Annotated in this window: 12 protein-coding genes; 5 read left to right on the forward strand and 7 right to left on the reverse strand. The window is 67.9% G+C overall.

The window, feature by feature from the left end; all coding sequences use genetic code 11:
- Nucleotides 1–110 precede the first annotated feature (110 nt).
- The 3 genes from AC1RWI_RS36445 to AC1RWI_RS36455 all read left to right on the forward strand — a co-directional run bounded on the left by AC1RWI_RS36445 (nucleotide 111) and on the right by AC1RWI_RS36455 (nucleotide 3,229).
- Nucleotides 111–1,094, forward strand: coding sequence for a Bug family tripartite tricarboxylate transporter substrate binding protein (locus tag AC1RWI_RS36445; protein WP_492870729.1), 984 nt, complete (start codon nucleotides 111–113; stop codon nucleotides 1,092–1,094).
- A gap of 72 nt (nucleotides 1,095–1,166) precedes the next feature.
- Entirely contained in the window at nucleotides 1,167–2,366 is a 1,200-nt protein-coding gene (locus AC1RWI_RS36450; protein ID WP_043356005.1) for a CaiB/BaiF CoA transferase family protein, read from the forward strand.
- A complete protein-coding gene (locus AC1RWI_RS36455; RefSeq protein ID WP_043356008.1) occupies nucleotides 2,363–3,229 on the forward strand; it encodes a citryl-CoA lyase in 867 nt (288 codons plus the stop codon). The genes AC1RWI_RS36450 and AC1RWI_RS36455 overlap by 4 nt, the downstream gene beginning before the upstream one ends.
- 53 nt (nucleotides 3,230–3,282) lie before the next feature.
- Here AC1RWI_RS36455 and AC1RWI_RS36460 read toward each other — a convergent pair whose 3' ends face one another.
- The 7 genes from AC1RWI_RS36460 to AC1RWI_RS36490 form a co-directional block, all read right to left on the reverse strand.
- Nucleotides 3,283–4,512: a GGDEF domain-containing protein gene (locus AC1RWI_RS36460; protein WP_492870730.1), complete on the reverse strand. Its 1,230-nt coding sequence runs from the start codon at nucleotides 4,510–4,512 to the stop codon at nucleotides 3,283–3,285.
- 219 nt (nucleotides 4,513–4,731) lie between these two features.
- Nucleotides 4,732–5,460 carry an IclR family transcriptional regulator gene (locus AC1RWI_RS36465; protein WP_043356012.1) on the reverse strand — a complete coding sequence of 243 codons (729 nt, stop codon included), beginning with the start codon at nucleotides 5,458–5,460 and terminating at the stop codon, nucleotides 4,732–4,734.
- 152 nt (nucleotides 5,461–5,612) lie between these two features.
- Entirely contained in the window at nucleotides 5,613–5,801 is a 189-nt protein-coding gene (locus tag AC1RWI_RS36470) for a hypothetical protein (RefSeq protein WP_492870731.1), read from the reverse strand.
- Nucleotides 5,802–5,819: 18 nt separating this feature from the next.
- Nucleotides 5,820–6,290, reverse strand: coding sequence for a hypothetical protein (locus tag AC1RWI_RS36475; protein WP_043358313.1), 471 nt, complete (start codon nucleotides 6,288–6,290; stop codon nucleotides 5,820–5,822).
- A gap of 203 nt (nucleotides 6,291–6,493) precedes the next feature.
- Complete coding sequence (locus tag AC1RWI_RS36480) at nucleotides 6,494–7,285, reverse strand: anti-sigma factor family protein (protein WP_043356014.1); 792 nt, start codon at nucleotides 7,283–7,285, stop codon at nucleotides 6,494–6,496.
- Nucleotides 7,282–7,830 carry a sigma-70 family RNA polymerase sigma factor gene (locus AC1RWI_RS36485; RefSeq protein ID WP_043356015.1) on the reverse strand — a complete coding sequence of 183 codons (549 nt, stop codon included), beginning with the start codon at nucleotides 7,828–7,830 and terminating at the stop codon, nucleotides 7,282–7,284. The genes AC1RWI_RS36480 and AC1RWI_RS36485 overlap by 4 nt, the downstream gene beginning before the upstream one ends.
- 46 nt (nucleotides 7,831–7,876) lie before the next feature.
- Nucleotides 7,877–8,056: a hypothetical protein gene (locus AC1RWI_RS36490; RefSeq protein WP_492870732.1), complete on the reverse strand. Its 180-nt coding sequence runs from the start codon at nucleotides 8,054–8,056 to the stop codon at nucleotides 7,877–7,879.
- A 695-nt stretch (nucleotides 8,057–8,751) separates the two neighbouring features.
- Between AC1RWI_RS36490 and AC1RWI_RS36495 the strand changes: the two genes are divergently transcribed.
- Nucleotides 8,752–9,984 (forward strand): efflux RND transporter periplasmic adaptor subunit, encoded by a 1,233-nt coding sequence (locus AC1RWI_RS36495; protein ID WP_043358314.1) that lies wholly within the window; start codon nucleotides 8,752–8,754, stop codon nucleotides 9,982–9,984.
- Nucleotides 9,985–9,999: 15 nt separating this feature from the next.
- A complete protein-coding gene (locus AC1RWI_RS36500) occupies nucleotides 10,000–13,206 on the forward strand; it encodes an efflux RND transporter permease subunit (protein ID WP_492870733.1) in 3,207 nt (1,068 codons plus the stop codon).
- The last annotated feature ends 92 nt before the right edge of the window (nucleotides 13,207–13,298 follow it).

Raw genomic sequence — 13,298 nt, forward strand, 5'->3', positions numbered from 1 at the left:
CTCCCCCTCCTATCCTCCCACCTAAATTCCCTAAGTAAGATCAACGTTCTATTCTACAGAACGCAAAAACCATCCGCCGGTGCCGTGCACCACCCCAATCCGGAGACACAATGAAACGCTTCCCCTCGTCCATCCGCGCCCTGCTGCTGCTTGCAGTCCCCGCCGTGCTCGCCGCGGGCGCCATCCCCGCTGTCGCGGACACCTATCCGAGCCAGCCGGTGCGCCTGGTGGTTCCCTTCCCTCCGGCCGGCGGCACCGACGTCATGGCGCGCCTGGTGTTCAACAAGGTGGGCATGACCACCCACTGGAACGTGGTGGTGGAAAACCGCGCCGGCGCGGGCGGCAATATCGGCATGGACGCAGTGGCCAAGGCTCGCCCCGATGGCTACACGCTCGGCATGGGCCAGACCGCCAACCTGGCGATCAATCCCACGCTGTACCCCAGGATGCCCTACGACGCGGTCAAGGACTTCACCCCGGTGGCGCTGGTTTCCGCGCAACCACTGGTGCTGATCGTGCGCAAGGACGCGCCATACAAGAACCTGGCCGACCTGATCACCGCCGGCAAGGCCCGGCAGCTCTCGATGGCGTCGGCCGGCGCGGGCACCGTGGGCCACCTGACGGGCGAGATGTTCGCGCGCCGCACGGGCATCAAGATGCTGCATGTGCCGTACAAGGGCGCCTCGCCAGCGCTGACCGACCTGCTGGGCGGCCAGACCGACTTTTACTTCGCCACGCCGCCGATCGCGCTGCCGATGATCAAGGCCGGCAAACTGCGCGCACTCGGCGTGACCTCGGCCAAGCGCCTGCCGCTGCTGGCCGACGTGCCGACCGTGATCGAAGGCGGCTATGCCGGCTTCCAGGCGGAGGACTGGAAGGCGCTGGTGGCGCCGGCGGGCACGCCGGCGGAGATCGTCAAGCGCGTCAACGAAGAGATCAACAAGGCCATCGCCCAGCCCGATACCATCGCCAAGATGCGTGAGGAAGGCAGCGAGCCGCGCGGCGGCTCCCCGCAAGACCTGGCCGCGTTCATCAAGGCTGAAAACACCCGCTGGGGCACCCTCGTGCGCCAGTCCGGCGCCAAGGTAGAGTAACGCCTTCGCCGCCCGCTGCGGCCGGCTTCGCCACTGCGAAGCGCCGCGGCACCGACACCTCAAAGCCTCGCCATGCAAAAGCCGCTACGCCATATCCGCGTCCTCGACCTCACCAACGTGCTGGCCGGGCCGTTCTGCTGCCACCAGCTCGCCCATATGGGCGCCGAGGTCATCAAGGTGGAAACCCCCGGCACCGGCGACCTGGCCCGCCAGTTGGGCGCCGACGCCGAGCTCAACAGCCGGCTCATGGGCGTGTCCTTCCTGGCGCAGAACCCCGGGAAGCGCTCCATCACCATCAACCTCAAGCACGCGCGCGGCAAGGAAGTCTTCCGCAAGCTGGTGCAAAGCGCCGACGTCCTGGTGGAGAACTTCCGCCCCGGCGTGATGGACCGCCTGGGGCTGGGCTTCGAGGCGCTCAAGCAGATCCATCCCAAGCTGATCTATTGCGCCATTTCCGGCTTCGGGCAGGACGGACCGCTGTCGGACCTGCCGGCGTACGACCAGATCATCCAGGGGATGTCCGGGGTGATGAGCATCACTGGCGACCCGCAGACCGCGCCATACCGCGTGGGCTACCCGGTCTCCGACACCATCGGCGGCATCACCGCGGCCTTTGCCGTGGCCGCCGCGCTGGCGGATCACCAGCGCACCGAGGGCTACTTCATCGACGTCTCGATGCTGGAAGCCACCCTGGCCACCATGGGCTGGGTGGTGTCCAACTACCTGATCGCAGGCAAGACCCCGGCGCCGATGGGCAATGAAAACATGACGGCCAGCCCGTCGGGCGCCTTCCACACCGGCGAGGGCCTGATCAATATCGCCGCCAACAAGCAGGAGCAGTTCGAAGCGGTCTGCCGCGTGGTGGGCCGCCCGGAACTTGCCACCGATGCGCGCTTCGCGCAGCGCCAGGCGCGGCTGGCCAACCGGGCCGAACTCACGCGCGAGCTGGAGGCAGAGCTGGCGAAGCAATCCGCTGATACGTGGTGGAAATTGTTCAACGAGGCGGGCGTGCCGGCCGGCCCGGTCTACAGCGTGCCGCAAACGCTGGATCACCCGCAGGTGAGCGGGCGCGGCATGATCGGTGAGTTTGCCGAAGTGCCCGGCGTGGGCCGCGACATCCGGCTGGTGCGCACGGGCTTCAAGCTCAATGGCGAGGCGCCGTCGGTCGACACCCCGCCGCCGGAACTCGGCCAGCACACCCGTGAGATCCTTGCCCAGCTTGGCTACGGCGAGGTGGATATCGAAACCCTGCAAAAGGAGCGCGCGGTATGAGTGAAGCTACCAAGGCAAACACCGGCACCCATGACATCAACGAAGGCCAGCGTCTGTCCCAGGACTGGTGGCGCACCGAGATCATCGACATGCAGCCCGGCGAGATCCGCTACCGCGGCTATCCCATCGAGCAACTGATCGGCCAGGTGTCGTTCGCGCAGATGATCTGGCTGATGCTGCGCGGCGACCTGCCGGCGCGCGGGCAAGGCGAGTTGCTGGACGCCGCGCTGATGTCGGCGGTGGACCACGGCCCGCAAGCGCCGAGCATCGCCATCGCCCGCATGGCCGCCACCTGTGGCGTGGGCCTGAACAATGCGATGGCGTCCGCCGTCAACGTGCTGGGCGATGTGCACGGCGGCGCCGGCGAGCAGGCGGTGGAGCTGTACCAGGATGTGGCGCGCCGTATCGACGGCGGCGAAACCCAGCAAGCCGCGGTCAAAGCGGCCCTGGCGGATTACCGCGATAACCACGGCAAGTTCGTGTCCGGATTCGGCCACCGCTTCCATCCGCTGGACCCGCGCGCCCCGCGCCTGCTGGCGCTGGTGGACCAGGCCGCGGCCGCTGGCGTGGTCTCGGGCCGCTTCGCCACCATTGCACGCGCGGTGGAGGCCGAACTGGGCGCGGGCCGCAGCAAGCCGATTCCCATGAATATCGACGGCGCCACGGCCGTGATCTATGCGGAACTGGGCTTTCCGGCGCCGCTGGCGCGCGGGCTGTTCTGTCTGTCGCGCTCGGTCGGGATCCTGGCGCATGCCTGGGAGCAAACGCAGCAAGGCGGCCGCAACAAGGGCCCGATCCCGCGCCAGTACATCTGGACTTACGACGGCCACCCGCCCCGGGACGTGCCGCCGGCGCAGGACTGATCCGGCCTCAGGCAAAGCGCTGCCGGTCCTGGCGGCCCTGGCGGCCTAACGGCCTAACGGCCAGGCACGTGGGCGGAGTCGCCCACGTCGCCGGGCACCGGGCGCGTTGAGGGCGCCATCCAGGACGCCAGCGCGTAACGGTCCCGGCCAAACTCCTTGGCCGCATAGAGCGCCCGGTCGGCCGCCGCGAACAAGGCGCGCCACAGCCCTTCCACCCCCGCCGCCCCGCTCCGCAGCTCAGCCACGCCGATGCTGACGCTGGCGAACGCCGCCGACTCGCCGGGCAGCGCAATGCCGCGCACCTTTTTCAGGATCCGGCTGGCCAGCGCGGTGGCCTGGCCTTCGTCGGTATGCGGGCAGAGGATGCAGAATTCCTCGCCACCGTAGCGCCCGGCCACATCGGAGGCACGCCGCGAATTGTCGATGGCCTCGGCGATCAGCTTGAGCACGGTGTCACCGGCATGGTGGCCATGCCGGTCGTTGACCTGCTTGAAATGGTCGATATCGATCACCAGGCAGGACAAGGGCTGGCCGTGGCGCTCCCAGGCGGCCACCAGGCTGATGGCCGCCTTGTCGAGCGCGCCCCGGTTGAGCAGGCGCGTCAGCGCATCGAGCCTGGCGCCGTTTTCATTGGTGGCAATGACCTGCTCCATGGCCATGACCGTAAACCCGAACAAGGCCAGCAAGGTGCCCACCAGCGGCGCCACCAGCAAGATCCCGTTGGCACTGCTGGCATAGAACGGCCCCGAGGCCACGTTGCCTGCCAGCCCCGCGGCAAAGCCGGCCAAGTGCGTGGCAAGGTGGATCAGGCTGGCAATCACCACCAGGGGCGTGCCCACGCTGCGCCGGCCATCGTAGGCGTGCAGCAGGGTGACGACCGTCAACACGGCCACCAGGGCCAGGCTGCCGTAGCCGATCACATGCATGCGCGCCTGGCCGCCAGCCATGCCGGCTGCGCCAACCAGCGCCAGCGCGGCGAGCGTCACGCCCACCGCGAGCGTGCGATCCCACGACGCCATGCCGTAATACACCCGCACCCCGCGGTAGATCAGCAGCCTGCCGGCGATAAAGGCAGCTGCCCCGCCCGCGCTGACGTAGACCAGCCTGGCCGAAGCGTTGGCCGCCAGCACCAGCCCGGCGACCGACACCAGCAGATGCCCGAGCGCCCACAGGCGCCCGGCCGCGCTGGGCCGCAAGGCGCCGAGCAGGCCCGCCGAAATGGCCAGCGTGCTGGCGTACACCACCACCATGACGACAACAATGGTTTGCTGGTCTAACTGCACGGAATTCCTTTGAAGATACCGTGTTGCCGGTGACGTTGACAGGAGGCTTCAGAGGCCGGCCCGGTTGCGTGGTCAACTTCGCAAAGGCGCATGATATCGCCACGGACGCCGACAGGGCCACCCCCGACAAGCCGGGCATCGGCCTGGCTGCCGGGCACGGCACAAGGAGCAAGGCGCAAGCACCACGCCCGGACCAGTTTTGCACCGATCTGGGGCGGATCAGGCCGGAAACGGGAAAGTGCCCCCCAGCGCCAGGGTCAGGTCGCGGGCCGCCCGCAGGACGTGCGGGCGGAAAGCCTCGTCGAAGCGCGGCGTCGGGCAGGTCAGGGTCAGCGCGCCCTTGAGCTCGCCGTCCGGACCAAACACCGGCGACGATACGCCGGCAATCTCCGGGAGACGATCCCCGACCATCGCCGCGACGCCCTCTTCCCGTATCTTCTGGTAAAGCTCTCCCCGCGCCCCGCTGAACGCGCGCAGCACGCGGCCACCGGCACCGCGGTTGCTCGGCAGCAGTTCGCCCGCCTTGGCATGGTCGCGTACCGGCTGGGGCGAGTCGACGCGGTACAGGCACAGGCGGTGCTCGCCCTGCTCCACATGGTAAGCGGCGCTTTCGCGCGTGGCCTGCACCAGCTGGCGCAGCACCGGCATGACGACCAACTCGAGCGAGAACGAAGCCGAATACACCGAGTTCAGCCGCGCCACTTCCGGGCCCAGCCCGTAGCGGCCATCGGTATGGCGCAGGATCAGCCTGGCGTGCTCCAGCGACGCCAGCAGGCGCAGCAGCGTGCTTTTGTAGAGCCCGGTGCGCTGGGCCAGCTCCACCAGGCTCAGCGTGGTGTCGCCCAGGTGGAACGCGGAAAGCACGAACAGGGCCCGGTCTACGGCTACGGCGCCGCCTTCGGCGGCATGCTTGTCGGCTTCGGAGAGCTGGGCGGCTTTACGTGGCATGAAGGAAGCGGGATCAAGGAAAGGTCAGGAAAGGTCAGGAAAGCAGAAAAAAGCGCAGCGGCGGCATGGCACGGGGCCGGCATCCCGTCAGCCGGGGATAGCCAACGGCATAACCGCACAGAGTTCCACGGTACAGAACGGTACCAGCCTTGTCAATCGATGCCGCGAGCGGGTGTGGAGAGATGCAACGCGGGCCGGATGCCCTGCTTGCCCGGCGCCTGCAAGCCCGCCGGATCAAGCGCATCCTTGAGCCGCCGCACGGTGTCCGCCCGGTCGAGCATGGCGGCAAAGGCAGGGCGCGGGCCCTGCGGCGAAGCAATGCAGGGCCTGCGCGCATTCACATTGGGCGCCGTCCTGCGTCAGTGATGATGGCCGCCACCATGGAACCCGCCCTGGAAGCCGCCGCGCGGCGCGCCGACAAACGACCCGCGCGAGCCGCCATGGAAGCCGCCATGGAAGCCGCCGCCCGGGCGCGGCAGGAACACGCGGTGCATGTTGTGCGCGTGATGAAAGCGGTCGACAAAGATAAAACTCGCGCCAAAGCCGACGCCAACCGGCGTCCAGTACCAAGGGTCATAGTCGTAAGCCGGCTGCGCATACGCCACCGCGCCGCCCGAACTATCCACCATCTGCCAGGAGCCATCCGGCTGCAGGCAGGCCAGCCCCACCACCTGTTGCAGGTAGCCGTCGATCTCCACCTGCCCCGCCATCTGCTGGCAAGGCGACGAATAGCCATTCCATGCGTCCGCGGCCACCGCCTGCGCCGCCGCGGACGCGCTCAGGCCGAGGCCGGCAAGTAACGCCGCCACGGCACCCAGAGCCTTGTTCATGATGTCATCCCGGGATCGAATGCCCGACGTTGCGATGCGCCGGGCCATTGCCCGAACCGCATCCCGCGGCACATCGGTTTGCCTGCCGGACCCGCTGGCACGCTTGCGCGGCACACGTTCCTGCATTCTGTAAACGGATCAGGCTCCCCGTTTATTCCATGCATTGCCGCTACATGCCGCGCTCCCTTGTCCCTTGTCCCTTGCTATTGCCATGCCTGCGGATCGCCGCCCAGGCTGGCGCAGACATCGCCGGCAATGGCGCGCAGCCGCGCTTCGGCCAACTGGCCGGAGAGCGCATAGCCGGCCCCGCCGCTGACCCAGTAAAAGGTGCGGCGATCCGCCTGGCGCAGCACGCCAGGCGTGCCCAGGGCGGGCGCGGCCGGCGTGATGTAGAGCGTGAGCCGCTCGCCGGCCGGGTCCTGGTACATCAGCTGGGCGGCCGGGCCTGCCTCGCCCGCCAGCAGGCGCCCGCCCAGCAGCGTGAAACCGTATTCGTCCAGCGACGGAATGGTGAGCGTACGGGCGAGCCGGCGCGACAACCACGCGCGCAGGTGCGCCTGGTCGGCTGCCGCCACCTCGACCGGATGGCGCTCTTCAGGCGCGAACACCACATAGGCAGCATCGGCGCGGCGCGCAAATGCGTTGGGGTCTGCGCTGGCACCTGGCAGCCACACCGCGCCGAACGCAAGCGCCAGGCCAGCCATCACCCAGCCCGTGGCGGCAAGCGCACTGCGCCACCACGGCACGCGCGCCCGGACCAGCACGTAGCGCAGGTCCGCCGGCAGCGGGAACAAGGCCCTGAGTGCGGCGTTCTGCTGGGCATAGTGCTCCGCCAGTTCCGCGGCCCGCGCGTCATGCGCGAGGGCCGCGCGCAGGGCCGCCCCCTCGGCCTCGGGCAATTCGCCGTCCACCAGCGCGCACAGCCTCGCCAGGTCGGGGGCCGGCTCGCTGGCGTTCGGGTCAGAGTTGGGGCTGGGGCTTCGGTCGTCGTTCATGGCGTGCTCCTCACCGCCCTTAGCGGTACGTGCCGCTCGCCGGCGCCACCCGTGCCGCCAGAGCCGCCGGCGCCATCGGCCAGCAGTGCGCGCAGATGCTCGCGCGCGCGGGACAGGCGCGACATCACCGTGCCCAGCGGCACGTGCAAGACTGCCGCGGCTTCCTGGTAGCGCAGGCCCTCCAGCACGATCAGCAGCAGCACCTCGCGCTGCTCGAGCGGCAGGCGGTACAGCGCACGCTGCACATCGCGCAGCACCAGCCCGTCGACTTCGCTGGCGGGGGCCGCCTGCCGCTGCCAGAGCGGGTCGGCCGCGTCCAACGCCACTTCGCGGCGCCGGCGCAACTGATCGATGTAGAGGTGGCGCAGCACGGTCAGCATCCAGGCCCGGGCCTGGATGCCTGCGGGTAGCCGCTTGCCCTGGGCAAGCGCGCGCTCCGCGGTGTCCTGCACCAAATCATCGGCCCACGCCGCGTCGCCGGTAAGCGCGCGCGCATAGCGCCGCAACTGCGGAAGCCAGACTGCGATATCGTCGCCAACGCTCACAGCTGACAGGGCATGGGGGGCGCGTCCGCAAGCATCGGGGCGGGAATCAATATCCGCTCGTCCCCATGCCACCGGTGCCGGTCGTGCCACTTGTGCCGCTTGTGCCGCGGCTGCCATCGCGCGAGGCCGAGGCGCCGCCGGAGCCGTCGCCAGCGCCATCGGAAGAACACGCTGCCACCGCCATCAAGGCCAGCAGCAGGGCAGAAACCAGGCGGAGCGCTTTCATGTTGGTCTCCTTGGCGGGCGGGCCGCATGGTGGCGCCATCGGGTGATGCCGCCGCTCGGTCTTGCCCACCGGGTAAACGCCTGGCGCCCCGGTTTTATTCCGCAAAGCGGATGTTTTGCCCCCGCTCCCACGGAGCGCGCAGCATGGCCCACATCTTGGCCCGGCGCCGTGCGGCGCGCGATACTTCGAGACGTTTCTTGCTTTGTCATGCAAGTGATCTAGAGTGGTGTGATGCACCATTTCGCCCGGCTGTGGCGGTGCTGGAAAGGCCACAGCGTGCAACGACACGATGGAGTGATCGCGCAATGGCTGGGGTGAGTGCACTGATACGGGCTCGCATCCAGTTTGCGGAAATCATCTTCTTCCACCCTCTTCGTCTTCGTCCTGCCACCCGGCATGGCAAGGTCAGGCATCCAGGCTTTCGCGGCCTCTCCCGCACGCCGCGCGAGGCTTGCAGCCATCGCAGGCGCCCCGATCGCCGCGTCTGTCCATAACCGGATCCACGACAACCGCCCATCGGCAGGCAAGGCCGGGGCGGCAGTTGCTCACCGCCCAGGCGACAGCCGGCACAGCCGTTGCCGGCGCGCGGCGTCGATCACCATGCCGTGTCGCGGCTGCCCCTGTCCATGCCGGATGGCCAGCGCGTGCGCGTGTCTTTGCTTTCCGTCCACTTCCACCGATTCCGAGGTCCCTTCATGCGCATCGAGCGGGTTCCCTTTCGCCATATCAGTGCCGCGACGGTTGCCGTAATTCTTGCTGCATGCGGACAGAAGCCGGCCGCGCCACCGCCGCAGACGCTGGAGGTCGGCGTCGTCACCGTCAAGCCAGCCACCGTGCCCGTCACCTCCGAGCTGCCGGGCCGCACCAGCGCCTTCCTGGTCGCGCAGGTGCGCGCGCGGGTCGACGGCATCGTGCTGCGCCGCGAGTTCACCGAGGGCGATGAGGTCAAGCTGGGCCAGCGCCTCTACAAGATCGACCCAACGCCCTACATTGCGGCGCTCAACAATGCCAAGGCCGTGCTGGCGAAAGCACAAGCCAACGTGGGCACGCAAAACGCACTGGTCCAGCGCTACAAGATCCTGGTGGCGGCCAACGCCGTGAGCAAGCAGGACTACGACAACGCCGTGGCCGCGCTGGGCCAGGCCGTGGCCGACGTGGCATCGGGCAAGGCAGGGGTGGAAACCGCGCAGATCAACCTGGGCTACACCGATGTCGTGTCCCCCATCACCGGGCGCAGCGGCTTGTCGCAGGTCACGCCGGGCGCCTATGTGCAGGCCAGCCAGGCCACGCTGCTGACCACGGTCCAGCAACTGGACCCGGTCTACGTCAACCTGACGCAATCGAGCGTCGAGGGGCTGCGGCTGCGCCGCCAGATTCAGGAGGGCCGCCTGCAGACCACCGGCGCCAATGCCGCCAAGGTCACGCTGTTGCTGGAAGACGGACGCGCCTATCCGCAGCCCGGCCAGCTCCAGTTCACCGACGTGAGCGTGGACCAGAGCACGGGTTCCGTGACGGTGCGTGCGATCTTCCCGAACAAGGATCGCGTGCTGCTGCCCGGCATGTTCGTGCGCGCGCGCATCGACCAGGGCGTCAACGACAAGGCCATCGTCGTGCCGCAGATCGGCGTCACGCATGACGCGAAGGGGCAGGCCGTGGCACTGGTCGTCGGCCAGGACAACAAGGTGACGCAACGCCAGATCGTCACCACCGGCACCTACGGCAGCGGCTGGGTGGTGGACGGCGGCCTGCAGCCGGGCGATCGCGTGATCGTCAACGGCGTGGAAAAAGCCAAACCGGGCATGACGGTCAAGCCGGTCGAAGCCCAGGCGCCGGCGCAGCCGGCCTCCGGCGCGCAGGCCATGCCTGGCGCCGGCGCGCCAGCGGCATCGGCGCCTTCCGCGGCATCGGCAGCATCGGCCGCGCAATAACCGGGAGCCAGCTCCATGGCAAAGTTCTTTATCGACCGGCCAATTTTTGCGTGGGTGATCGCGATCATCCTGATGCTGGCCGGCCTCGCCGCGACCACCACGCTGCCCATTGCCCAGTACCCCACGATTGCCCCGCCGGCCGTGCAGATCAGCGCCACCTACCCCGGCGCTTCCGCCAAGACCGTCGAAGACACCGTCACGCAGGTGATCGAGCAGCAGATGAGCGGCCTGGACCACCTGCTGTACCTGTCGTCGACCAGCGACGATTCCGGCACCGCCACCATCACGCTGACCTTCGCGGCCGGCACCAACCCGGACATTGCGCAGGTCCAGGTGCAGAACAAGCTGCAGCTCGCCACCCCGCTGCTGCCACAGGCCGTGCAGCAGCTGGGCACCAAGGTCACTAAATCGAGCAGCAGCTTCTTGCTGATCCTCGCCTTCGTGTCCAAGGACGGCAGCATGGGCCGCTACGACCTGGCGAACTACGTGGCGTCGAAGGTGCTGGACCCGGTCAGCCGGATCGACGGCGTCGGCACGGTGACGCTGTTCGGCTCGCAGTACGCCATGCGGATCTGGCTCGACGCGAGCAAGCTGAACAACTACAGCCTGACCCCGATCGACGTCAAGAGCGCGGTGGCCGCGCAGAACGTGCAGGTCGCTGGCGGCAGCCTGGGCGGCACGCCGTCGGTGCCGGGCCAGATGCTGCAAGCCACCATCACCGAGGCCACGCTGCTGCAAACCCCCGCGCAGTTCGGCAATATCCTGCTCAAGGTCAATACCGACGGCTCGCAGGTGCGCCTGAGGGATGTGGCGCGCATCGAGCTGGGCGGCGAGAACTATAACTTCGACACCAAGTACAACGGCCAGCCGACCGCGGCCTTCGGCATCCAGCTCGCCACCGGCGCCAACGCGCTGGCCACGGCCAAGGCGGTGCGCGCCAAGATGGCCGACCTGCAGCGCTATGCACCGCAAGGCGTGGTGGTGGAGTATCCGTACGACATCACGCCGTTCATCACGCTGTCGATCGAGGAAGTGATCAAGACGCTGATCGAGGGCATCGTGCTGGTGTTCCTGGTGATGTACCTGTTCCTGCAGAACCTGCGCGCCACGCTGATCCCGACCATCGCGGTGCCCGTGGTGCTGCTGGGCACCTTCGCGGTGATGTCGGTGGTTGGCTTCTCAATCAACACCCTGTCAATGTTCGGCATGGTGCTGGCCATCGGCCTGCTGGTGGACGATGCGATCGTGGTGGTGGAAAACGTCGAGCGGGTCATGGCCGAGGAAGGCTTGTCGCCGCGCGACGCCACGCGCAAGGCCATGGAGCAGATCACCGGCGCGCTGGTGGGCGTGGCGCTGGTGCTGTCGGCAGTGTTCGTGCCGGTGGCATTCTCCGGCGGCTCGGTGGGGGCGATCTACCGGCAGTTTTCGCTGACCATCGTTGCCGCCATGGTGCTGTCCGTACTGGTGGCCCTGATCCTGACGCCAGCGCTGTGCGCGACCATGCTTGAGCCGATCCCGAAAGGCCACCACGATGAAAAGACCGGCTTCTTCGGCTGGTTCAACCGCACCTTCGCCAGGAGCCAGAAAAAGTACCACGGCGGCGTGGAGCATGTGATCCGGCGCTCGGGGCGCTGGCTGATCATCTACCTGATGGTCATTCTGGTAGTGGGCTTGCTGTTCGTGCGGCTGCCGAAAGCCTTCCTGCCCGAAGAGGACCAGGGCACCATGTTTGTGCTGGTGCAGGCGCCCGTGGGTTCCACGCAGGAGCGCACCGCCAAGGTGCTGCTGGATGTGCAGGAGTACCTGCTCAACAGCGAGAAGGAATCCGTGGAAGCGGTGCTGACGGTTAACGGCTTCAGCTTTGCAGGCCGCGGCCAGAACTCGGGCCTGGTGTTCGTGCGGCTCAAGGACTTCTCCCAGCGGGAGTCCGCCAACCTGAAAGCACCCGCTTTGGTCAGGCGGATTTTCGGGCACTTTGCGGGATACAAGGACGCCAACGTGTTCCCGTTGAACCCCCCTTCCATTCCGGAACTCGGCACGGCCGCAGGCTTCGACTTCGAGTTGCAGGACCGTGCCGGCTTGGGCCACGAAAAGCTGATGCAGGCGCGCAACATGCTGCTCGGCATGGCGGCCAAGGACGCGCTGCTGGCACAGGTGCGCCCGAACGGCCTGAACGACACGCCGCAGTTCAAGGTCGACATCGACCGCGAAAAGGCCAACGCGCTGGGCGTCAGCGCCGCCGACATCGACCAGACCTTCTCGACCGCCTGGGCGTCGCTATACGTGAACAACTTCCTCGATACCGACAACCGGATCAAGAAAGTCTACGTGCAGGGCGAACCAAGGTTCCGCATGAACCCGGAGGACCTGAACGCCTGGTACGTGCGCAATGCGGCTGGCACGATGGTGCCGTTCGGCGCCTTCGGCTCGGGGGCGTGGATCTTCGGGTCCCCCAAGCTCGAGCGCTTCAACGGCATCCCGGCGGTCGAGATCCAGGGCTCGGCGGCGGCCGGCAAATCGACCGGCCAGGCGATGAACGCCATGGAAGCCATCGCGCAGAAGCTGCCCGACGGTATCGGCTACGAATGGACCGGCTTGTCGTACCAGGAGCGCCAGTCCGGCTCGCAGGCGCCACTGCTCTATGGCATCTCGATCCTCGTCGTCTTCCTTTGCCTGGCCGCGCTGTATGAGAGCTGGTCGATCCCGTTCTCGGTGATCATGGTGGTGCCGCTGGGGATTCTGGGCGCGCTGCTGGCCGCCACCCTGCGCGGGCTGGAGAACGACGTCTTCTTCCAGGTCGGCCTGCTGACCACGGTGGGGCTGTCGGCGAAGAACGCCATCCTGATCGTGGAGTTCGCCCGCGACCTGCGCGACCAGGGCATGAGCAACGTCGACGCGGCGGTGGAGGCGGCACGCCTGCGCTTGCGCCCGATCCTGATGACATCGCTGGCCTTCATCCTTGGCGTGCTGCCGCTGGCGCTCAGCAATGGCGCTGGCTCCGGCAGCCAGCATGCGATCGGCACCGGCGTGATCGGCGGGATGCTGACCGCCACCTTCCTCGCGATCTTCATGATCCCGATGTTCTTCGTCGTGATCGGCAAGTTCAGCAAGACCAGGCACAAGCCCGGGTCGCCACCTGCGCCCGTCCCGTCCGGCCACGCGGGCGGCGGCAATGACGATGGCAGCAATGGCAGCGCCGGCACGCCTGGCCAAGGACATTGAGATGCCCAGACTCGCACTGATCGCCGGCGCCACCGCCATCCTGGCCGCCGGCTGCACGCTCCAGCCGCGCTATGAGCGCCCCGCCGCCCCCG

The organism is Cupriavidus sp. MPR-AND1C (assembly GCF_058809705.1).